The organism is Heliorestis convoluta (assembly GCF_009649955.1).
Taxonomy (GTDB): domain Bacteria; phylum Bacillota; class Desulfitobacteriia; order Heliobacteriales; family Heliobacteriaceae; genus Heliorestis; species Heliorestis convoluta.
Genome location: NZ_CP045875.1, coordinates 970,826 through 994,163 on the forward strand (window position 1 = coordinate 970,826; position 23,338 = coordinate 994,163).

The window sequence follows — 23,338 nt, forward strand, 5'->3', positions numbered from 1 at the left end:
GGGAAAGGAGCTTATACTATGAGTCTTCAAGAAACACCTCGTGGGGAACGACTTCATATTGCTTTGCTAGGACGCCGCAACAGTGGTAAATCTAGCTTGATCAACGCCTTATCGAACCAAGAGGCTGCCATCGTATCGCCCCAAGCTGGAACGACAACAGACCCTGTATATCGAGCCATGGAAATTCTTCCTCTTGGTCCTGTTGTTTTGATTGATACCCCGGGCTACGATGATGAAGGAGAGCTTGGTGCTCTTCGAATAAAGAAAACTTACGAGGTATTTGCCAAAACCGACATCGCTTTGCTCGTCTTAGAAGCCACAACAGGCTGGACAGAAATCGATAAGCAGTGGTTGCAAAGGCTGCAAAAAACAGCAATCCCGCTTGTAATCATCTGGAATAAAGCAGATCTGTTATCAGAAGAAGCCAAAGAGTCTTTTCCTGCCCTACATAGCAGGGATGAAAACATAGAATCTCCAGTCCCTTCTGAAATTGTCAGCGCAATAACAGGCCAAGGCCTTTCAAAGCTCGTCGATCAACTCATCAAAGTGGCAGAAAAAAAAGAGGAAAGCCCTCTTATTATTGCTGATCTAATTCAACCTGGTGATGTTGTCATTCTTGTCGTGCCTATCGATGATTCAGCACCAAAAGGTCGCATTATTTTGCCGCAAGTACAAACCTTACGAGAACTGCTCGATCACCAGGCTGTAACAATGGTCGTCCAACCAGAAAAGCTACAAGAAACCCTCTCTACAATGACGAGACCGCCCGCATTGGTCGTCACGGATTCACAAGCTTTTAACCAGGTGAAAGAGCTTTTACCACCGCAAATAGCACTGACTAGCTTCTCCATTTTAATGGCTCGCTACAAAGGTGACCTAGAAGTCCTCAACGCAGGGCTTCAAAAAGTAAAAGAGTTACAACCGGGAGAATCGGTCTTAATAATTGAAGCCTGTACCCACCGCCGTCAGCACAAGGATATTGGCACTGTCCAGATTCCCAGACTATTAGACAAGAGAGCAGGCGGCCCCTTGCACTATACCTTTGCTTCCGGCCAGACCATTCCAGAAGACCTATCACCCTATCAATTGATTGTGCACTGCGGTGCCTGTATGATCAACCGAAAGCAAATGCTCTCTAGAATTCAAAGAGCCCAACTTGCAAAAATCCCCATTGTTAACTACGGCGTTTTACTCGCTCACTTTGCAGGCATTCATGAGAGAGCCTTAGAACCTCTGCAAAAACTATAAAAAAGAGACCATCTCTTTGTTACTAAGAGATGGTCTCTTTTGTTTCCTGTTACGTTGAAGTTACTTCGTGCAGGGGCCAGGGCATCACGCTTTCCTCCGCTCTGGACTGGTCCCACGCTGTTACCGCCAGCAAGCTGGCGACAGCTGAGGTCCCAAGTCCCGCTGCGGAAAGCGTGATGCCCAGTCCCAGAGGGTTTTTGCTGATTGTTACTCCCATTGGCATTGCTTTGCGTAACTTCTGCTATGTTTAATCAACTACCTATTGTATTTGCAATGCAATAGGCCAAAACTCAGTCACAACCAGCAAAATGTATCTGGGGCAGGCGTTATGACTTCCTGGAGAGAGGACTTCAGACCTCAGCCATCGGCAGCTTGCTGCCGCCTATGGCGTGGGATGAGTCCGTTCGGAAGGAAATCATAACGCCTGACCCCACCACAAATTATCTAACCAGTCATGCCCGGTTGGCACAACCAACGATGAAAATTGCATGGCAAACGAAACGTCCCCGCGACACGCATTTTCGAGTTAACCAACCATGCCCGGTCGAACCTACCTATACGTAAACTGATCCATCATAGCCTTCAACGTATCCCCTTGGTCAGAAAGCAAAGAAGCCATAGACGAAAGCTGCTCAATACCAGCTGTTAATTCTTCCGAAGAAGCCGATACTTCCTCTGTTGCAGCAGAAGCTTCTTCTGTAATCGCAGAGATATTTTGCATATCTTTATTCAATCGCTCCACAGAATCCATAATCTCTTTGGAGCGAATCGTCATCTGAGAAATCTCCGAAACCATGTCTACCATGGCTACTTTGATTTGATCGAAAAGCACTTGCGTCTCATCAACAGAAACAGACTGTTCTTGAACAATATGCTCTACTTCGCCAACCTGGTGTACAGCTTCCCCTATACTGGAAGTAATTGTTTCAATTAAAAGTCTAATTTCTTCTGTTGCCCGAGAAGATTCTTCGGCCAATTTTCTCACTTCTTCAGCCACAACAGCAAAGCCTCTTCCACTTTCACCGGCTCTGGCCGCTTCAATGGCTGCGTTAAAAGCCAACAAGGTAGTCTGATTGGCAATACCAGAGATGGTTTGCACGATTTTTTGAATCGACGTAGACCGATCTTCTAAGTCGCCAATGGCTTTTGCTACTTCTACGGAAATCGTACGATTTCTTTCCATCATAGATCGTTGCTTTTCCATTTTTTGCTGACCCATAACAATGGCTTGATCGACTTTTTTGGCCTCTATTGACACTCTTTCTACGACCGACTCAGTGCTTGATGCCGTCTGCTGTATCATCCCTAATGCAGTGGCTGAATTATTTACAGCTGTAGCCACTTCCTGGTTCCCTTTGGCGATTTCTCCAATCGTAGTGGCCACCTGTTCCGTTGCTTTACTGCTTTCGTCACTGGTCATAGAGAGCTCCCCGGCTTTCTCCGAAACATCGTTGGCCGTGTTAGCGACGTCAGCGACAATCCCTCGTAACTTAGCAAGTAGTTTATTAACTGCTTCTGCGAGTTGACCTACTTCATCTTTACTATTAACAGTGACTTTTTGAGTAAGATCGCCACCTTGTTCAGCCACTTCATCAATTTTATCAAGCAAAAGTTTTAATGGGACAACGACAGAGCGAATGACATAAATCGCAATGGCAATTCCTAAGACAATACTAAGCAACGATAGAGTTAGGGCGATTGTCACCTTTCTCTCTCCATCGATCATAATTTCACTGTGAAGCTCTTTGCCTCTTTCTATGTTGATATCAATCAGAACTGATAAGGCATTTTGGGCTCTTTCAAAAGGCTCTGAAGCAAGGGCGACACCAATAACTGCTTCTTCCATCTGGCCTGCTTCTATAAGCGTTAAGTTATTTAACATCCTTTCTTTGTAGGGCTTCCAGGCAAGGTGCCATTCTTGAAGTGCCCGCTCTTCCTCTTCAAGTAAATAGGTCTGCTCAAACTTTTCGATCAAAGCCTCTATATCGATAACATGCTTTCTTGTATCGGCAAGCCATCTTGTTCGTTCAGATGGATCGGCATTTTGCATCATTTCTAAAATATTTCTTCGGACTTCCAGTAGATGCTCTTCCGTTTGAGATAAATCAACAATGGGAGTAAAGCGATCATAGTAAAACTCATGGTTTTTTTCTATTATGCTTTGAGAAGTAATGTAAGAAAAAGCACCGAGAACCCAAGTAAAGAGGATCAGCACCGCAAAAGCAAGAGATAAACGCGTCTTAAAGGTCATATTTTTTCCTCTTTTCTCCAATTGTTTCTTAAATATCGTGCATTATCGACAAGATTCGTCACACAGTGCCCATCTCCTTCCCAAGCTCTTAAAAAAATCATCTTATCCAAAGCTTGAATAGAGAGTACACAAATAAAAAACATCTTTTTCTCTGCAAGATATTCATTGCAAAGAAAAAGATGTTGTTATGCTGTTAGGGAAGTTATGGGCTTTGTTTCAATGGGTTGTGAAGTTATACCTTGTAGTACTAGATAGTTTTGCCAGGCTCTAAAGAGAACTCGATCATAATGGTTTTCCTGCTCTAGCATGTGCGTCAATGCTTGAAAAGAACTTCTTACTGGATGGCCCGGTCGAATCTCTTGAAGGGCTGTATAATCATTAACAATGGCAATGATAGAGGCGAGAGGCGTCATCTTGTTAATCTTGTTGGGATAGCCAGCCCCATTCTCTCTTTCATGATGCTGTGCTACCGACTCTATAATTATTGCAGGAAAGACAGCTGCTTCTGTAAGGATATTTTGACTATGGCTAGCGTGAACTTCCATTTGAATATATTCTAAGATGGTTATACCCTGTTCTTTTGACCACAATTCTTTTTCAACACGCATTTTTCCGATATCGTGAAGAAGAGCCGCTGTCGTTCCGATGATAATATCTTGGGAGGACCAGTTTAAGTAGCGTAAGAAACTTTGCGTTACTTTTCCTACTTGCAAACTATGGTGGTAGATGGGGCTGTGGTAGTTATAAAGCGCTGAAAGCAGTTGATGGGTCTTCGATACCATCTCTTTATATTGTTGCTCAGTAAGTATGCAAGTGCTCATGTCCCCACCTCCTATTTCCTAATAATTCATATTAATAAATTGTATGATTTATCTTTATTATATGTTACTGTAGGGCAAAATAAAATAAGACCTTGGTCTTTATTTTTCTAGGACCTAGGTCTTTTGATTTTGAACAATTTGCACCGTAACGATATCTTTTTCTTGGAGGAGCTTTTCGATTTGTTCTTTTGCTTTTTGAGCCGCTTCTTCTAGCAATCCTTTTTCGTGTACTTCCCTTACTAAAGATTCGAGGGCTTCTGTTTCTAACTGTCGTATCTCTGTTTGTGTCAATGGCTTAATAAATCTACGAACGTAAGGTTCTTCCTGGTAAATGATTTCCCAAGAATCAACATCTATAAAGCGATACATTATTTCTGGTTGTGGCAATTGCAAAAGCTTTTCCCCGTTGCTTTGCTCAATCAGATCTATTTTTTCTACATCAATGCCTACCACGACTCTTCCTTGTCCAACGGCCACATACTTGATAGCCGTTCCCGGCAGAGGCTCTCGACCGAAGCTGGTCAAAGCGCCGGATAGCCCAAAGTCCTGCCAGCGCAAGGGATCGTTAATGGAAATTGTTACTACGGCAGAATGTTCTAGGCTAATGAGCTTTGCTACTTTTTTGATCTCATAGAGATGGATGGACTGTTTTGCCTCAAAGCTTTTATAGCCGGAAAACTCTTTCATTGATAAAAGTAGAAAAAGGAAAAGAAAGAGACCGATAACGGTAACACCGAGGAAGGCTTTCGTAGTAAGTCTACCCATACCTTTTACCCCCTTGTTTTGAGGGTCTCCTCTAGAGTTATGCTGTCATCGGGCTCTTTATGATGGACAAGATATTAGACTTTGGGAATATTACGACCGTAGAAAATTTCATACATCTCTTTTTTGAGACGTTGCTTAATCTTCTTCTTTTCACCTGGCATTAGATCTTTTTTGGCTGTACCAAATAGATAATTGTCCAAGTCAAATTCTTTTAAGATCATTTTGGTATGAAAGATATTTTCCTGATACACGTTAACATCAATCATTTGATAAAGATTGCGCATATCACTTTCGATATAGTTTTGGATGGAATTGATCTTGTGATCGATAAAGCATTTTTTGCCCGTTACATCTCTCGTAAAACCTCTTACTCGATAGTCAGCAATGACGATATCTGGGTTGAAAGAGTTGAGCAAATAGTTTAATGCTTTGAGCGGTGATATATGACCACAGGTGGACACGTCAATATCGGCTCGGAAAGTGCTAATTCCTTTATCAGGATGACTTTCCGGGTAGGTGTGTACGGTGATATGGCTTTTATCAAGATGGCAAACCACAGAATCGGATGTGCAATGATCTTCTTCCGGTGTCTCTCCTTCGTTACAACAATTATCAGGAATGAGACCTTCTGATATCAGCATGGTCACACTCGCTCCCTGGGGATCATAGTCTTGCTTGGCAATATTTAAGATATTAGCGCCAATAATATTGGAGACTTCCGTAAGAATACTTGTCAAACGCTCTGCATTATATTCTTCATCGATGTATTCAATGTAAGATTTGCGATGCTCTGGCGTCTTTGCGTAACAGATGTCGTACATGTTGAAGCTTAATGTCTTTGTAAGGTTATTAAAACCGTACAATTTGAGTTTTTTGAATGGTTTTACTTCCATGGTTGCTCGCCTACCTTAGCTTTCATATGATGATACTACTTTACGTCATTTGACATAAACCTGCAATATCTAATCTAAAAAGTCAAAATAATCTCATCCAAGCTTCGTTTGGGAACGTGATGAACTTTTTGGTCATCACGCCAGTATTTCACATCTTCTTGCAAAGATTCAATAACCACTTCTTCTACTGGCTTGCCCAGAGCGAGGATGAGCAATATTTCATATTGTTCTGGTATCGATAAGGCTTGGGCAATCTTATCTCGCTGCAAAGCACCGATAATACAGCCGCCATAGCCTTTTTCTACAGCGCCTAACAGAATGGATTGCGCTGCAATGCCATGATCACAATCCAGAGGTCCTTGAAAAGGCTTGGGCATGATCTCTTTGTCACGAAGCATTATAATGTAAGCAGAAGGCCGCTCCCCTTCCACAGGACCGGACCATTCTTTTATGTAGCCTGCCCAGGCTAGATGGGGAAATATCATTTCGTTTTTTTCCTTTTTTGTGGATAAAATATACTTCAGTGGTTGTAGATTCGCTGCAGAAGGCGACAAACGAGCTAAATCAATCCATTCTTGTAAGTATTTCGTGTCAATGGGATGATTTTCTTGAAAACGGCGATAACTTCGGTTGCCGAGAATTAGTTTTTTTAACATGGTTCTTTACTCCTTTTTTTGATTGGTTTCCTATATTATAACGCTTGGCAAAATGAAGCACTTCAGCTATGCTTTTACATGTACTTTTATGGAGGCAGGTGTTCCCGTAAATAAATGATGAAAAGCTATTCATTACAGTCACCACGTTCTTATGGGGCTATCCTTCTTATGCTTGCGCTTTGGGTCGTTTTACCGTTTTTACTACTTTTAGCGATTGAGTTGATTCATAGAGGCTCTTATGGAGAGTTACAGGCCTGGCTGTCGGGGAATCGAAGTATCATACTATTGAACTACCTGATTGCGCTTGCAATCTCTACGTTCATCATTGCAATTATTGGTTCTTTTTATCTTAGCTTTGCTTTGTCGACGCTTTTGCTTCTTCTATTCGCTCTTGTAAACCTTTATAAGTTGCAATTCTTAGGCGATCCTCTATTCCCCTGGGATCTCATGTTGTATCAGCAAGTAATCAATTTGGCACCTGTTCTCGCCAAAGAGACAGGATTTTGGGATCTCTTACTGATTCTTGCTATCGTCTTGGCCATCTTCTTTTCTCGTAAATTTTTACCAGCTGCAAAAGTCCATTTTTCACTTCGCTTACTTGGCCTTATCGTCTCTCTTTTTTTGCTCTATTCTATCGCTTTCTATAAGTCTTCTCCGGTCGCTGAGTCCGTGATACGAGAAGATATGAAAATTCATGAGCATGTCTGGTTGCAAAGCATGAATTATGAGATTAACGGCTCTTTGCTTGCTTTTGTCATGAATGTGGAAAGTGCTGTTATCGCAACGCCTGCAGGCTATCATAAGCAAGCCATTGAAAGTATTATGGCGGAGCTAGAAGCAAAAGTTGCTTCGAAGAAAACGTTTGATCGAAGGCTAACACCTGTGGAACTGCCTCAAAAGCCCAATATCATTATCATTATGAATGAAGCTTTTTGGGATCCTACTTTACTGGATAAAGCAACTTTTAGCGCTGATCCCATGCCTTTCTTCCGGTCCCTTCAAAAGGATTATAGTACAGGAACCTTGCTTTCGCCTACTTTTGGCGGCAATACATCCAACGTAGAGTTTGAGGTTCTTACAGGCTTTTCGATGTCCTATCTTCCCCCCGGTTCTGTACCTTATCAGCAGCATATTAAAAGGCCCACGCCTTCTATGGCTTCCCTATTAAAAGCAGAAGGTTATCGTACCATTGCCGTTCATCCTTATGCAAGATGGTTTTGGAATCGCGAAGAAGTTTATCATTATTTTGGCTTTGATCATTATCATAGTATAGAAGATTTTGAGGGTTACGCCTATCGAGGACCTTATATTGCCGATGAAGAAGTTTCTCGCTTTATTATACGAGAAACGGAGAAGCAAGAAGAACCTCTTTTCATCTATGCGGTAACCATGCAAAATCATGGACCCTACGAAGCAAATCGCTATGAAGAGAATGAAGTTACTGTTGGCGGCGAACTTTCTCCCCCTTCCATTGCTGCTGTAGAGACTTTTACACAAGGCGTTGTAGACGTCGATCGTTCCTTGCAAATCTTAGTAGACTATTATAAGGATTCACCTGAACCGACCTTAATCGTACTCTTTGGTGATCATTTGCCTTTTCTAGGTTCCAATCACTCTATCTATCGGGAAGCTGGCTTCATCGAGCGACAAGAGAAAGACTGGTCTCTTGATGAATATGCACGCATGAGAAAAGTGCCTTTTCTCATCTGGACAAATTATGATCAAGTAAATGTGAGACTTGATGGCTTGAGCACCTCATTTCTCGCACCCTATCTTTTTCGCTTGAGTGGAATGGAATTGCCTCTTTATTACCATTTTTTAGATCATTTTCAGCGTCGCTATCCTGGTCTGATCAGCAATTTGCTCATTGATAGCCAGGGCAATTTATTGCGTGAAATGCCAGAGGAAGATCGAGCTTTGCTGGATCAGTATTGGTTGCTACAGTATGACATGATGTTTGGAAGGCAGTATAGTATGGGGCCTTAACACGAAAATAGCTACTTTGTGGTGGGGTCAGGCGTTATGAATTCCTTCCGAACGGACTCATCCCACGCCATAAGCGGCAGCAAGCTGCCGATGGCTGAGGTCTGAAGTCCTCTCTCCAGGAAGTCATAACGCCTGACCCAGGTAGATCTTGCTGGTTGTGACTGGGTTTGAGCCTATTGCAAATGCACATACAATAGGTAGTTGCGTATAGAAGGAAGTTCTTCCAAGCTATTCCAACGGAAGTAACAATCAGCAAAAACCTTCTGGGACTGGGCATCACGCTTTCCGCAGCGGGACTTGGGACCTCAGCTGTCGCCAGCTTGCTGGCGGTAACAGCGTGGGACCAGTCCAGAGCGGAGGAAAGCGTGATGACCTGGCCCCTCTATGAAGTAACCCCAACGTAATCAGGAAAAGTTATTTTCATCAGTGGTTGTGCCCGACCGGGCATGGGGGCGGTTAGTAAGTAAAGAAAAAGCGCTGCAGATTTTATATTTCTGCAGCGCTTCCTCTACTTTACTGCACAAGGCCTTGCTTAGGAACTAGGAAAGGGTATCAATCTTCGTATGCTTCGAAGGGGGATGCGTATTGTAATAAAGACGCGACCCGCTCGGCTAAATACTCGTAGTACAACGCAAGCCCTCCGTACTTCTACGATCGTTCCGATGAAAGTGCGAAATCTTGTTTGTAGTACAACCACTTTTCCTTGCAAATCTTCTACTTTTTTTCGACCGATTGGAGTTCTTTTGACAGCAGCTCTTTTTCTAGCTCTTTTTCTACCCACTGCTCTTTTTGGTACCTTTGGCTCCAAGAAAAACACCTCCTTTTCTGTCCTTACTTCAATATAGTTTTTTTCCTTAATTTGGTTATTCCTTAGTGTGCCTGCATGCCCTTGTTCTTGCGCTATCCCCAATAGATATTGCTTACGATAAAAGGTTCTGGAGAAGAGCAAATAAAAAAGAGCTACCTCTTGTTCGAAAGGTAGCTCTCTTTTTATGCTTATCCAACTTGCCCTAGCACCATGGCTGCGATGGAGAAGTAGATAAGGAGACCAACAGCATCAATGATGGAGGTAATCAGAGGTCCACTGGCAACGGCTGGATCAACACGAATTCGGACGAGTAAAAATGGTAAAATAGTACCAATGATATTGGCGACAATCACAAGTGTTACCATGGTAATTCCGACGATAAGACCAATTTCAAAGCCACCACGGAAGTATCCGAGAAGTAAGCTTCCTAAAGCCATGGTTAAGCCAATGGCAATACCTACTTTCATTTCTTTGGAAATGGTCTTGTACCATTGGTTGAGTTTAATATCTCCTGTTGCAAGCGCTCGTACCATCAGTGTTGCTGATTGGGCACCGGCGTTTCCTCCACTGTCAATTAACAAGGGAATAAAAAAAGCTAGGGCAATCGCGGCTGAGAGCATGTCTTCATAGGCGGCAATGACACCAGAAGAAGCTAGGTTGACTACAACAAGGGTCATGAGCCAACCGACTCTTTTGCGATAAAGTGACCAGACCGAAGCTTCTCGATAACTTGTCTTTAAAGGCGCTACAGCAGCACCTTTATGAAAATCTTCTGTAGCTTCTTTTTGCGCTACATCGAAGACATCATCAATCGTTACCATACCAATAAGTACGCCATCGGTATCGACAACAGGCAAGGCAAAAAGATCGTATTTTTGCATGGCAAAAACAGCTTTTTCCCGATCTTCAAAAGCGCTGAGACTGACAAAGTTGTCATCCATAATCTGATCGATTGTATCGTCCGGTCGAGCCAGAATAAATTTTTGTAGTTCTAGGGCGTCGAGCAGTTTCCAAGACTGATCGGTGACATAGATTACGTTGATAGTCTCACTGCGTTTTCCTTTTAATCGAATATGCTCAAGCGCTTCATGGACGGTCCACTCAGGACGAACAGCTACATAGTCCGGTGTCATCAAGCGACCGACGCTTTCTTCTGGATAGCCTAGTAACTGCCTTGACTCTCGCAAATCTTCAGGGCTTAGAAAATTTAACAAGTGTTGTGTCACTTGCCCCGGCAATTCTTCAAACAAATTGGTTCGATCGTCTGGCGTAAGAGAAGCTAAAAGATGGCGCGTCTCTTCGTCCGTCAAATCTTTCAAAAGACCTTTCCGGTGTTCTGACTCCATATAAGAAAAAACGTCACCGGAAATTCGTCTTGGTAACATGCGAAAAACGAGCACACGGTCAGCTTTATCTAGTTCAAGCAATAAGTCAGCAATTTCTGGTAAAGGCCACTCAGAAAGCTCTTCTCGCAATGCCTGCCAATTTTTCTTATGAACAAACTCTTCAATTGTATGCTTTCGCTCTTCATCGATCATAGCATTTGCAATCCTCTCGAGTAGGTCTCTTACCTTTACCATTATACCCTGCAGAAAATGGAACATCTCATCGATTTACGAATAATTAATATCAAAAAAAGAGAACCCTGTTACGATTATGTCACCCTGATATAAATATTATCCTTTTGGCAATACTTGCGCCACAGCGCGCTGAATGGGTTGATTCAAGCCAACAAAACGTTTTTCATACTCTGTCATGACCTGGGCCGACAGATCAAACTGCTCTTTCTCTTTTTCTTGATGAAGATCAAAAGTTACTTCTCGAAGCTGAAAGCCACACTCTTGAAACTCTTCTAATGAAAATTCAAAAAGACCACGATTGTCTGTTTTGAGATGAATTTCACTGCCTTCTTGTAGAATCTGGCGATAGATTTCTAAAAACTTTCGATAGGTCAATCTTCTTTTGCTATGCCTTACTTTCGGCCAAGGATCGGAGAAATTTAGATAGATCCGATTTACCTCTCCTGGCGCAAAGAATTCACCCAGTCTTTCAATATTGGCCCAGATTAAGGTGAGATTCGGGGCTTGCCATGCTTCTGCTTTGGTAAGAGCTTGTAACAACACTTCTTCTCGCAACTCTACACCCAACCAGTATTTATCAGGACAGGTCTGAGCCATTGTGTTAATAAAGTTGCCTTTGCCAACACCGAGCTCTAGATGCAGTTCTTTCTCTTCTGTTGCTGGAAGACCTGCCTTCTCCGCAAAATATTCTCGCCATCGTCCTTTGTATTGTGCAGGCTCTAGCGTAAGCCATTGGGGGAATTGAAGTAGTTTTTCTCTTACTCCGGGGATGCGTCGTAGGCGCATTGTGAGACCGTTCCTTTCTGTTCTTACGTTCTTGTTGTAAGCAATGCTTGTATATCATTTGGTAATTCTACTTGCACTTCTACGGGCTCTTTTGTTCTAGGCTGTAACCATTGTAAGGAGGTGGCGTGGAGAGCCTGGCGATTCATTCGCATGGTTTGTCCACCGTAGAGGGCATCTCCGAGAACTGGCATGCCCAGGTAACTAAAGTGAACACGAATTTGATGAGTGCGACCCGTATCTAAAGTTACAGCCACAAGGCTTAGATCGGAATCGAGGACTTGTAAAACTTTATAATGGGTAATCGCTTTTTCTCCATCTGCTGTAACTTGACGACGAAGAGGGTGGCTAGGATGGCGGCCGATGGGTTCATCGATAGTGCCTTCTAAGGGGGAAGGGACTCCTAATACAAGGGTTTGGTACGATCGCTTTAGAAGACCTTCTTGCAACTGACGATCAAGGGCATGATGAGCATAGGCACTTTTGGTGAACAGGACAAGCCCTGATGTATCTTTGTCAAGACGATGGAGGGGTCGAACTTTTGACTGCAAACCGATCTGTTCAAAATAATAAGCTACACCATGGGCCAGCGTAGGTCGAAAAGCCGCTTTTTGCTCCGGCGGATGTACTTCAAGGCCTGGTGGTTTGTTGAGTACGATGACATCATCATCTTCATAAGCAATTTCTAAGTCCATCGCCACAGCCGCCAGATGACCTTCTTCTTCTAAGTGAAGCCGAATCTTTAAGGTATCACCAGCACGGACTCTCGTACCTAGATAGGCTTTCTTGCCATTTAAAGTAAAAGCATCATTACGAGCCGACTTTTGCCGCATCCGGCGAGAGAGGCCTAGACTGTGACGCATAATGGACTCGATTTTCCTTCCGTCTTCTTCCAGCTTAATGTGATAAGTTAGCCATTCCTTGGTCAAAGCATTTCGAGCCTCCATTTCTATGCCTATACAAAGTGTACCCAGAAAGGAGAAGACTGACAAGAAGTATTGAAGGAAAGAAAAGATCCTCCTATCTACAGGAGGATCTTTTTGCAGGGGCCAGGTCATCACGCTTTCCTCCGCTCTGGACTGGTCCCACGCTGTTACCGCCAGCAAGCTGGCGACAGCTGAGGTCCCAAGTCCCGCTGCGGAAAGCGTGATGCCCAGGCCCAGAAGGCTTTTTGCTGATTGTTACTTCCGTTGGAATAGCTTTGCGTATCTTCTTGCTATGTTTACATAACTGCCTATTGTATTTGAAAGAGGCCAAAACTCAGTCACAATCAGCAAGATGTACCTGGGGCAGGCCTTATTCATTCCTGGAGAGAGGACTTCAGACCTCAGCCATCGGCAGCTTGCTGCCGCTCATGGCGTGGGATGAGTCCGTTCGGAAGGAATGAATAAGGCCTGACCCCACCACAAAGAAACAATTGACTAATCACCAGCCCAGTCGAACAAAACCCGATTAAAACGGAGTTACTAGAACCACATGTTGATCCTTACACCGTCTCCTGAGCCAACAAATTTCTAGCATTGTTCACAGTAGGCGTATACATGAGATCAAAGTATTCACGACACATACGGTGAGCTGAGAATTGCCAACGTGACATATCGATGCTCAGAATCATCATCTCAACCCAACGTTTGCGATCATTATAGTAGGTCGGAACCACTTCTTGGAGCAGAACACGGTACAAAGATTGCATATCCCATTCATCTTGCTCATGCTCAGAAAGAGCTTCTCCTGGATGGAAGTCTAGCAACCAACCGTTGATGCCACTTTGAACACCTTCACCAACCCAACCGTCTTCCACACTTAAGTTCAGTACACCGTTCATGGCAGCTTTCATACCAGAAGTACCTGATGCTTCCTGGGGACGTCTTGGATTGTTCAGCCAGATGTCGCAACCTTGTACGAGCAGTTTGGCAATATCCATATTATAGTTTTCAATAAAAATAACGCTATTGGGATATTTTTTCTCAAACTGTACTAGACGAGCTATTAAGGCTTTCCCCATGCCATCATTGGGATGGGCTTTTGAAGAAAAAACGATCTGAATACGGCCTGTGGCCAGATAAGGCTCTATAATGGCTGTGTTGCGGAAGATAAGATCGCCTCTTTTGTACTCGGCCGCTCGGCGGGCAAAACCAATCAACAAGGCATCTTCACGTAATTTTACTTTATTATACTTTTCAATATAGTCAATCAGTTTTCGCTTATTGTCCATGTGAATGGACCAGATATCTTTTCTTTTCTCAAAGGCTTCTTTCATTCTTGGATCTTGCCAGGTCCCAGAATGAACACCGTTGGTTATAGAAAAAATCAGAGGGATTGATTCTAGGTGGCCCCACATACGCTGGGCTGTACGACCATGGAGCTTTGATACGCCATTGGCCATGAAAGAAAGACGAAGACCTGCAACAGTCATGCTAAAGGGATCGCCACCGAGATCGCGCATCTGGTCATAGGTTAGACTGTTATAAGCTTCCATGTGTTGCAAAAGAGCATGATCATGTACTTCATTCCCTGCCGCTACGGGCGTATGGGTTGTAAATACGACTTGATGACGCGTCTCGTTCCAGGCATGATCAAAAGACAAGCCTGCATTCATTTTTTCACGAATCAATTCTACGCCAGCAAAAACAGCATGGCCTTCGTTGAAATGATAGACTTCTGCGTCAATACCTAAAACTCTAAGCAATCGTACGCCGCCAATTCCTAAAATCATCTCTGCAGCGACTCTATCTTGCTTTTCACCACCATAAAGGCGTCGAGTCATCCAGGCATGAGGACTGCCTGGGTAGCCTGCATCAAGAAGGTACAGGGGCGCATTGCCCAGAGTATCGCAACGCCAAACTTTACAAACTACATCTTCTCCACGGATTCGCACCTGCACGGTTACACCAGTATCTTCTAAGTCATTAAAGTTCTGCTCGGCAAAGGTGTCATAAGGCTGACCGTCTTGGTCAATATACTGGTTCGTGTAGCCCTGACGCCATAAAATACCAATGGCGACAACAGGACGCCCCAAATCACGTGCTGCTTTGAGGTAATCACCTGCCAGGATACCCAGACCGCCTGAATAAATGGGCAGCGAAGTGGATAGCCCATACTCCATGCAAAAGTAAGCCACCTGGGGTAGTCCGGGTCCTATGCAATAGTTAAACAAGGAACCACACCTCTTTCTAACCTTTGTCTAAACATTATAATAGCGAAAGTGGTAACAAATATCTATATTTGGAGAAGAATTTTTTTCAATTTTTTGCTTTTTTAACCTTTCTAACAAATTAGTTTAGAACAATTGCGCTTTTAGCTCCTAATTTATGCGGCATGATCAGTCTAAATTCCCAAAAAGACACTTCTAGTAAAGAGCCTATCGATGTAGGAGAGATACAACTGGTACCAAATCGCAGAATAAAATACAAAAAAACCACTACTATACAAATAGGGTTTTTCATCTTTATATATAACTTTTCCTATATAGCTATGGTAGAATAATAGCTGCCTAATCAATAGAGGAGGGTAATGCATGAATGCCATCTTTTCCTTTAATGTCACCCGACTTCTGGCTGCACTCTCCATGTCTCTAGACTATACCAGAGAAGGTCTGACAAGCCACCATCGACGGGTTACTTATATTGCTTTGTCTTTAGGTCAAAAGATGAACCTATCTTCGGAAAAAATGTATACACTATTTTGTGCATCAACGTTGCATGATATCGGTGCTATTACTTTTGCTGATAAACATAAACTAGCCAATATTGAAATCGTCTCTCCGGAAGTTCATTGTGAAAAAGGCTATCAGTTTTTGAAAGGTATGTCTCAGTTTCACCATTCGGCTTTAATTATTCGTCATCATCATCATCGTTGGAATCAGCCTGCACCAGATATTGATAGTGATTTGCTTACGCTAAGTTATCTTATTCACCTGGCCGATCGTATCGAAGTACTACTGACACCTTCTTATATTCTTTCACAACGCAAATGTGTCATCGACAAAATTCGAAAGCTTTTTGGCTCCTATTTCCCACCAGAGTATGAGGACTTACTTCTTGAAACAGTGAAAAAAGAGTCTTTTTGGCTTGACTTAGAATCCATCTATCTTGACAATATTATCGAAAACATGCTTATCCCTACACCACATATAGAAATGAGATCTCAAGAGATTAAAGATATAGCTTCTATTTTTGCCAGCATTATTGATAGCAAAAGCCGATTTACCCATCGCCATTCTAGTCTCGTTTGCGCTACATCGAAGGAGTTAGCCAGACTTGCTGGCTTTTCAGGAGAGCAGACTGCCCAGATGGAAGTGGCTGGCTTACTTCACGATCTAGGGAAACTGAGTGTACCTGAAAGTATATTGGAAAAGCAGGGCTCTTTGACGCCTGAAGAATATGATTTCATTAAACAGCATACATACCATACTTATCATATCTTAAACCATATTCCTGGTTTTTCTACCATTGCTGAATGGGCTGCCTATCACCATGAGCGACTCGATGGTTGTGGCTACCCCTTTCACATAGATGGCGCTTCACTGAGCACAGGAAGTCGTATTGTTGCTGTCGCTGATATTTTTTCTGCTTTGGCAGAAGATCGCCCTTATCGTCTCGGGATGAAGCAAGAAAAGATTACAGATATCTTACAGAAAATGGTGAAAGGAAAGGGCATCGACGGAGATTTAGCGACCTTATTGCTCGATCATTACGATACTTTTGATCATCTCAAAAACTCGTTATCTTCATGATAACCAGTCATGCCCAGTCGGGCACAACCAACGATGAAAATCAATATTTCCTAATTACATTAGAGTTACTTTGTACTGGGGCCAGGTCATCACGCTTTCCTCCGCTCTGGACTGGTCCCACGCTGTTACCGCCAGCAAGCTGGCGACAGCTGAGGTCCCAAGTCCCGCTGCGGAAAGCGTGATGCCCAGGCCCAGAGAGCTTTTTACTGATTGTTACTTTCCGTTGACATTGCTTTGCGCAACTTTCTGCGATGTATACGCAACTGCCTATTGTATTTGTATTTGCAATAGGCCAAAACTCAGTCACAACAAGCAAGATGTACCTGGGTCAGGCCTTATTCCTTCCTGGAGAGAGGACTTCAGACCTCAGCCATCGGCAGCTTTGCTGCCGCTCATGGCGTGGGATGAGTCCGTTCGGAAGGAATGAATAAGGCCTGACCCCGCCACATAAGTATCTGCTGTCAGTAAACCTTCACCAACTCAATGCCCCGATAATAATGCCCCAGAATCTCCCGATACCCATACCCCTCTTTCGCCATCATAGCAGCCCCCGTCTGACACATCCCCACAGCATGGCCATTGCCAACCGTCTTAATCAAAAGCCCTTCGTCGGACCAATCAAAATCCACATTTGTCGAAGAAAGACCGAGCACACTCCGAAAGCTCGTACCAGCCATCTCACTGTCACCAACACGCACACTCTGCGCTCGTCCCGAATCGGTCGTCGCCAGCACCGCAATTGCCTCGGAACGACGATCCTCGCTCATCAAAGCCAGGGACGTCCCCAGAAACGCATCCAACTCATCAAAAGAAAAACGCTTCTCCCGAACCGTCGGCTCCTCAATACAAGCCACACTTTGCAGATAAGGAATATCCCAACCCCAGACAAACTTCGACTCTTCCGTCTGGCCCCCACAAGAACCATGATAAGTCGCCTGAATCACCTGGCCCTCATAGGTAATCAACTCACCCATCGTCGCCTCAACAGCCTCGGCAATCCGCCGCGTATAAGTCTCCGTCTGATCGCCCCACCGCTCAAAACGCTCTTCCGGCGACAACCAGACCTGACAATGAACCGTCGCACAAAGCTCCACATCCCGCTCCATTCGCTCCCAAGCAAAAGTACGAGCCGCCACAGCCATCGCCTTCAAAGCCTCCATATCATTGCGCGGCGAAATCTCACCGGCAATCACACCCACCAAATACTCCTCCATCGGAAGCGCCACCGTCTCATCGGAGGACAAATGAATTGTCACCACAGGCTCCCCAGGACCCAAAGTTCTTCTCATATAAAAAGGACCCTCCCCATCACCAACCTCTTGATCAGAAGCAACGACAGGATAAAAATGAAGAACAACCAGAGGAATTCCGAGAATCATCACCAAAACCAAAAAAAAAGCCACGCCCCCCAACAGAAAAGGCCGCAACCTGCTGCGAACTCGTGGCATCACCATACCTCCTCATCAACACAATCGTACAAATAAATCTATGCACCAGAAAAGGAATAATATGAACAAAACAAAATAAATTTACATAAAAAAACAACCCACTCAATAAAAACCATCTCCCATACCTACAAAAACAAAAAATTCCTAACCCCACAAAAACATTAACAATCATTGGTAAGCCCGAACAGGACGTTCTTTTTTCAACCCTTCCTAAATATACTCTAATGACTCAGGCGAGGGAGGGCCGGGCATGCAAGATTATATAAGAAAGCGCGTCTTAGAAGTATCTCAATTCATCATGGAATCCGCCGCCACGGTACGCCAGACCGCGACCGTCTTCGGCGTCTCCAAATCAACCATCCACAAAGACGTAACCGAGCGCCTTCCAATTATCAATCCCCAATTAGCCCAGGAGGTCAAAGCAGTCCTCGAAAAGAACAAACTAGAAAGGCATATCCGTGGCGGAGAAGCCACCCGCAAAAAATACCAAGAAGCATAACAAAAGAGTGAACGCAAAAAAACCAAAAAACAGCGAAAAAGCCACAAAAAAGCGATAAAGAAGCGCCCCTTCCAAAAAGTACAAAAAAAGTGTATAATGAAACAGAAACAAAATGGGTAAAGTCCCGAGCCGCAAGGCACCCGAAGAGACTTTGCCATTTTTGTGTTTATCACTAATTCCAATGCTCACAAAATTCCGCCTTTTACTTGGATCATTGGAAACAACAGGTTATACTAATAAGATAGAATCCAAATAAAGAATCGACTTTCCTAAAAAACAAGAGAAAAAGCGACAAAAAAACAGGAAATGCGCAAATAGAATCCAATAAAGAACAAAATAGACTATTGAGAAATGACAGCCTAAAAAACGAACCCGTAGAAGAAGAAACAACACATAACGAAACAACGAACTAGGGGGACAAAATCGTGTTTGGCTTTAGTGAAGACATTGGAATAGATTTAGGCACCGCCAGCGTGCTCGTATTTGTCAAAGGAAAAGGCATCGTACTCATGGAGCCTTCCGTCGTCGCCATTAACAAAGACACCGGCTCCATCATCGCCGTCGGCGAAGAAGCCCGCCGCATGCTCGGACGTACCCCTGGCAACATCGTCGCCATTCGCCCCTTGCGCGACGGCGTCATTGCCGACTACGACGTCACAGAAAGAATGCTACGCTACTTCATCACCAAAGCCTGTGGCAAATCCTTCTTCTTCAAACCTCGCGTCATGGTCTGCATCCCCTCCGGCGTCACCGGCGTTGAAGAAAGAGCCGTGCGTCAAGCGGCCCTCCAAGCAGGCGCTCGTCAAGCCTATCTCATCGAAGAACCCCTCGCTGCAGCCCTCGGCGCAGGCCTTGACATCGCCGAAGCCAACGGCTCCATGGTCGTAGACATCGGCGGCGGCACCACCGACATCGCCGTCCTCTCCTTAGGCGGCATCGTCTGCTCCAAATCCCTCCGCGTCGGCGGCGACAAATTCGACGAATCCATCGTCCGCTACATCCGCAAAGAACACTCCCTCATGATCGGCGAAAGAACAGCAGAAGAACTCAAGATCAAGATCGGCACGGCCTACCCAGCAGGACGGCGCGGACAAGAATACGCCGAGATCCGAGGAAGAGACCTCGTCTCAGGCTTGCCCAAAACAGTCCAAGTTTCAGCCCTAGAAGCCTACACAGCCATGCAAGAAAACATCGAAGCCGTCGTCAGCGGCGTCAAAGAAGTCCTCGAGCGGACCCCGCCAGAACTATCAGCCGATATCATGAACAAAGGCATTGTCATGACCGGTGGCGGCGCCCTCCTCGAAGGCCTCGACACCCTCATCGCCCGCGAAACCAAACTCCCCGTCCACATCGCCGAAGACGCCGTCTCCAGCGTAGCCCTCGGCACGGGCATCGCCCTCGGCATGCTCAACTACCTCCAGAAAAACACCATCTTAACCAAGAAAGTAATGTAAGAGGTGACCGTCCCTTGATGACCCCTGCCAAAACCAAAGTCCGTAAAGCCATCATCCCCGCCGCTGGACTCGGTACCCGCTTCCTACCAGCCACCAAAGCCCAGCCCAAAGAAATGATGCCCATTATCGACAAGCCAACCATCCAATTTATCATAGAAGAAGCTATTGACGCCGGTATTGAAGACATCCTCATCGTCACGGGCCGCAACAAAAGACCCATCGAAGACCACTTCGACCGCTCCATCGAACTCGAAACCTTCCTAGAACAAAGAGGCAAAAAAACCCTCCTCGACACAGTTCGCCACATCGGCGATCTCGTCGACATCCACTACGTACGACAAAAAGAACCCCTCGGCCTTGGCCACGCCATCTACTGCGCTCGCACCTTCATCGGTGACGAGCCCTTTGCCGTCCTTCTCGGTGACGACATCATCCGCAGCCAACAACCCTGCATCGGCCAGCTCATCGAAGCCTACGGAGAAGTCAAAAACACCATCGTCGGCGTCCAACCCATCCCCGCCGAACACAGCGATCGCTACGGCATCATCGCCCCCGCCCAAGAAATCAAAGAAAACCTCTGGCAACTCAACAACATCGTCGAAAAACCAAGCCCCGATCAAGCTCCCTCCAACCTTGCCGTCATGGGCCGCTACGTTATCCACCCCGAAATCTTCGACGTTCTAGAAAACCTTCCCCCTGGAAAAGGCGGCGAGATCCAACTCACCGACGCCCTCCAGGCCCTACATACAGAACGGCAGCAGAACCTCTACGCCCTCCAATTCCAAGGCTGCCGCTACGACGTAGGCGACCGCATGGGCTACCTCAAAGCCACCGTAGACTTCGCCCTCCGCCGAGACGACCTCGCCGACGAATTCCGCACGTACCTCCAAGAAGCCCTCGACGGCAAAACCTGTAAATAAGGTGGAGCGTGACACGGGGACGTTTCGTTTGCCACGCAATTTTCATCTTTGGTTGTGCCCGACCGGGCATGGGTGATTAGTACGAAAATAGATACTTTGTGGTGGGGTCAGGCGTTATGATTTCCTTCCGAACGGACTCATCCCACGCCATAGGCGGCAGCAAGCTGCCGATGGCTGAGGTCTGAAGTCCTCTCTCCAGGAAGTCATAACGCCTGACCCAGATACATCTTGCTGGCGGTAACAGCGTGGGACCAGTCCAGAGCGGAGGAAAGCGTGATGACCAGTCCCCTGCAAGAATTAACCCCAATGTAACTAGGAAAACGTGGTCGACATCTAAGGGTCATGCCTAACCAGGCCCTGGGAGGGTAAAAAACAAAACTCCCAGAAACTACATAACGAAAACCCTAAAGAGATCATAACCACAACACGATACCTATCTATAGAGACAAATGCAAAGAAGAATTACGCAAACCCCAGAATTGCGCAAAATATCACAAGTCGAACCTAAAACTCAAACCCAGGAGGGGGAGGACCAACTTTGATCCGAGGCCTATACACATCCGCCTCCGGCATGCTAGTCCAACAAAAGAACCAAGACGTTATCGCCAACAACCTAGCCAACGTTAACACCAACGCCTACAAAAAAGATCAAGCCATCTTCCGTGCCTTCCCTGAAATGCTTCTCTCCCGCGTTAACGACATCAGCCCCACCGAGCCAGGCCACCCCGGCCCCATCAACCCACCTGGAAGGCCCATGCCCCTCGGACGCCTCGGTACCGGAGCCACCCTCGATGAAATACATACCTCCAAAGCCCCCGGCATGGTCACCGTCACCGACGAACCCACAGACCTCGCCATCATCGGCGACGGCTACTTCGTCGTCAACACCCCCGAAGGCGAACGCTACACCAGAAACGGCCACTTCACCTTCCGCAACGACGGCACCTTAATCACCCAAGAAGGCTACGAAGTGCAAGGCCAAAACGGCAACATCACCATACCCACCGACAGCGAATTTACCATCGACAGAGCCGGACGTATCCTAATAGAAGGCGAAGAAATCGACAACCTACGCTTCGTCTCCTACAACGATCCCCCAGAAGACGAAGCAGCCCTAGCCGCCGCCCGCGCCGGAGAAGCACCAGCCCTACCACCTATGGGCCAACCACCAGCCCTACTCAAAGCCGGCGACAGCCTCTACCGCCCCAGTGAACTAGAAGGCGCCCCAGCCTTGCGAGACATGGAAGCCGGCGAGATAAGCCTACGCATCGGCGCCCTAGAACGATCCAACGTCAACACCATCCATGAAATGGTCACCATGATCAGCGCCTCCCGCGCCTACGAAGCCAACCAAAAAGCCATCCAAGCCCAAGACGGCACCCTCGACAAAGCCGTCAACGAACTTGGAAGAACCCAATAAAAGAGGTGAAAAATCCATGATCCGTGCCCTCTACTCCGCCTCCACAGGCATGAAAGCCCAACAACTCAACATCGACACCATCGCCAACAACTTAGCCAACGTCAACACCTTCGGCTACAAAAAAAGCCGTGTCGAATTCCAAGACCTCCTCTACCAGAACCTCCGCACCGCCAACCTACAGACACCCACAGGCATTCAAGTCGGTATGGGCGTCAAATCAAGCTCCATCACCACCATCAACACCAACGGCAACCTAGTACAGACCGAGAACCCCACCGACATGGCCATCATGGGACAAGGATTTTTCCAACTCATCAACCCACAAAACCCAGCCGTACCCTACTACACCCGTGACGGCAGCTTCAAGATCGACGTCGACGGCAACCTCGTCAATGCCGACGGCTACATCCTAGACGGCGTAGAAGCTTTACCAGAAGGCGCCTACGACATCAGCATCTCAGCCGAAGGCCTCATCACCTATCGTGACGGCAACGCCGATGGAGAACTGGCCGAAGGCGGCGAAATCCCCCTCTTCATGTTCAACAACCCCGCCGGCCTCACCAAAGCAGGCCGCAACCTCCTCCTCGCCTCAGAAGCCTCCGGTGAAGCCATCGAAGGAATCCCCGGCGAAGGCGGACGGGGCACCCTGGCCCAAAGCTACCTCGAATCCTCCAACGTCCAAATCGTCGAAGAAATGGTCGCCATGATCACGGCCCAACGAGCCTACGAAGTCAACACCAAAACCATCCAAACCTCCGACGACATGCTCTCCCAAGCCAACCAGCTAAAACGATAGAAAAGCCTAATTAAAAGCCCCAATATATAACCCCAATAAAAAACCAAAAACATCAACAACCCTTAAAACAAACCAATTATAAGAACACAAAATAAAGCAGAAAAGATCTTTTACGAGTAAGCTTCCTACCTACTCATAAATGATCTTTTCTGCTTTTTAAAAGCAAAAAATAAGAAGAAAAACAGGATTTAGCATCTCTAAGAAGAACAATTCTGATTAGAAGAATAATGCACTAAATGGATTAAAATAACGTCCATCGCTGATGAAATTTTTCA

The 23,338-nt window shown here is 45.7% G+C and carries 19 protein-coding genes; 8 read left to right on the top strand and 11 right to left on the bottom strand.

All coding sequences use genetic code 11. From position 1 onward, the window contains the following. Positions 1–18: 18 nt before the first annotated feature. Complete coding sequence (hydF, locus tag FTV88_RS04550) at positions 19–1,248, top strand: [FeFe] hydrogenase H-cluster maturation GTPase HydF (protein ID WP_153724596.1); 1,230 nt, start codon at positions 19–21, stop codon at positions 1,246–1,248. Positions 1,249–1,798: 550 nt separating this feature from the next. Here hydF and FTV88_RS04555 read toward each other — a convergent pair. The 5 genes from FTV88_RS04555 to FTV88_RS04575 all read right to left on the bottom strand — a co-directional run bounded on the left by FTV88_RS04555 (position 1,799) and on the right by FTV88_RS04575 (position 6,634). Then, positions 1,799–3,499, bottom strand: coding sequence for a methyl-accepting chemotaxis protein (locus FTV88_RS04555; RefSeq protein ID WP_153724597.1), 1,701 nt, complete (start codon positions 3,497–3,499; stop codon positions 1,799–1,801). Between the two features lie 185 nt (positions 3,500–3,684). After that, complete coding sequence (locus tag FTV88_RS04560) at positions 3,685–4,320, bottom strand: HD-GYP domain-containing protein (RefSeq protein WP_153724598.1); 636 nt, start codon at positions 4,318–4,320, stop codon at positions 3,685–3,687. Positions 4,321–4,434: 114 nt separating this feature from the next. Further along, positions 4,435–5,085, bottom strand: coding sequence for a DUF4230 domain-containing protein (locus FTV88_RS04565; protein ID WP_153724599.1), 651 nt, complete (start codon positions 5,083–5,085; stop codon positions 4,435–4,437). 74 nt (positions 5,086–5,159) lie between these two features. Beyond that, positions 5,160–5,978, bottom strand: a complete 819-nt coding sequence (speD, locus tag FTV88_RS04570; protein WP_153724600.1) for an adenosylmethionine decarboxylase — start codon at positions 5,976–5,978, stop codon at positions 5,160–5,162. Positions 5,979–6,052: 74 nt separating this feature from the next. Further along, complete coding sequence (locus FTV88_RS04575) at positions 6,053–6,634, bottom strand: nitroreductase family protein (protein WP_153724601.1); 582 nt, start codon at positions 6,632–6,634, stop codon at positions 6,053–6,055. 114 nt (positions 6,635–6,748) lie between these two features. On the opposite strand from FTV88_RS04575, the gene FTV88_RS04580 reads away from it, so the two are divergent. Further along, positions 6,749–8,620: an LTA synthase family protein gene (locus tag FTV88_RS04580; protein WP_153724602.1), complete on the top strand. Its 1,872-nt coding sequence runs from the start codon at positions 6,749–6,751 to the stop codon at positions 8,618–8,620. Between the two features lie 532 nt (positions 8,621–9,152). On the opposite strand, the gene FTV88_RS04585 is transcribed toward FTV88_RS04580, so the two are convergent. The 5 genes from FTV88_RS04585 to glgP all read right to left on the bottom strand — a co-directional run bounded on the left by FTV88_RS04585 (position 9,153) and on the right by glgP (position 14,948). After that, a complete protein-coding gene (locus FTV88_RS04585) occupies positions 9,153–9,428 on the bottom strand; it encodes a hypothetical protein (RefSeq protein ID WP_153724603.1) in 276 nt (91 codons plus the stop codon). 188 nt (positions 9,429–9,616) lie between these two features. Next, positions 9,617–10,966, bottom strand: coding sequence for a magnesium transporter (gene mgtE / locus FTV88_RS04590; protein WP_153724604.1), 1,350 nt, complete (start codon positions 10,964–10,966; stop codon positions 9,617–9,619). A gap of 138 nt (positions 10,967–11,104) precedes the next feature. After that, positions 11,105–11,794 carry a tRNA (guanosine(46)-N7)-methyltransferase TrmB gene (gene trmB / locus FTV88_RS04595; RefSeq protein WP_153724605.1) on the bottom strand — a complete coding sequence of 230 codons (690 nt, stop codon included), beginning with the start codon at positions 11,792–11,794 and terminating at the stop codon, positions 11,105–11,107. A 23-nt stretch (positions 11,795–11,817) separates the two neighbouring features. Beyond that, complete coding sequence (locus tag FTV88_RS04600; protein ID WP_162007899.1) at positions 11,818–12,720, bottom strand: RluA family pseudouridine synthase; 903 nt, start codon at positions 12,718–12,720, stop codon at positions 11,818–11,820. A 557-nt stretch (positions 12,721–13,277) separates the two neighbouring features. After that, on the bottom strand, positions 13,278–14,948 hold the full coding sequence (gene glgP, locus FTV88_RS04605; protein WP_368277508.1) for an alpha-glucan family phosphorylase: 1,671 nt from the start codon (positions 14,946–14,948) through the stop codon (positions 13,278–13,280). Between the two features lie 360 nt (positions 14,949–15,308). Between glgP and FTV88_RS04610 the strand changes: the two genes are divergently transcribed. Further along, positions 15,309–16,526, top strand: a complete 1,218-nt coding sequence (locus tag FTV88_RS04610; RefSeq protein ID WP_153724608.1) for an HD domain-containing phosphohydrolase — start codon at positions 15,309–15,311, stop codon at positions 16,524–16,526. Between the two features lie 461 nt (positions 16,527–16,987). Here FTV88_RS04610 and spoIID read toward each other — a convergent pair whose 3' ends face one another. Further along, on the bottom strand, positions 16,988–17,974 hold the full coding sequence (gene spoIID, locus FTV88_RS04615; RefSeq protein WP_162007900.1) for a stage II sporulation protein D: 987 nt from the start codon (positions 17,972–17,974) through the stop codon (positions 16,988–16,990). A gap of 250 nt (positions 17,975–18,224) precedes the next feature. Here spoIID and spoIIID point away from each other — a divergent pair, with 250 nt between their 5' ends. The 5 genes from spoIIID to flgG all read left to right on the top strand — a co-directional run bounded on the left by spoIIID (position 18,225) and on the right by flgG (position 23,063). Further along, positions 18,225–18,473, top strand: coding sequence for a sporulation transcriptional regulator SpoIIID (spoIIID, locus tag FTV88_RS04620; RefSeq protein WP_153724610.1), 249 nt, complete (start codon positions 18,225–18,227; stop codon positions 18,471–18,473). A 425-nt stretch (positions 18,474–18,898) separates the two neighbouring features. Continuing rightward, entirely contained in the window at positions 18,899–19,927 is a 1,029-nt protein-coding gene (locus tag FTV88_RS04625) for a rod shape-determining protein (protein WP_153724611.1), read from the top strand. A 17-nt stretch (positions 19,928–19,944) separates the two neighbouring features. Beyond that, positions 19,945–20,847, top strand: a complete 903-nt coding sequence (gene galU / locus FTV88_RS04630; protein ID WP_153724612.1) for a UTP--glucose-1-phosphate uridylyltransferase GalU — start codon at positions 19,945–19,947, stop codon at positions 20,845–20,847. 571 nt (positions 20,848–21,418) lie between these two features. Next, a complete protein-coding gene (locus tag FTV88_RS16220; RefSeq protein ID WP_438266911.1) occupies positions 21,419–22,267 on the top strand; it encodes a flagellar hook-basal body protein in 849 nt (282 codons plus the stop codon). Positions 22,268–22,283: 16 nt separating this feature from the next. Further along, positions 22,284–23,063 (top strand): flagellar basal-body rod protein FlgG, encoded by a 780-nt coding sequence (flgG, locus tag FTV88_RS04640; RefSeq protein ID WP_153726508.1) that lies wholly within the window; start codon positions 22,284–22,286, stop codon positions 23,061–23,063. The last annotated feature ends 275 nt before the right edge of the window (positions 23,064–23,338 follow it).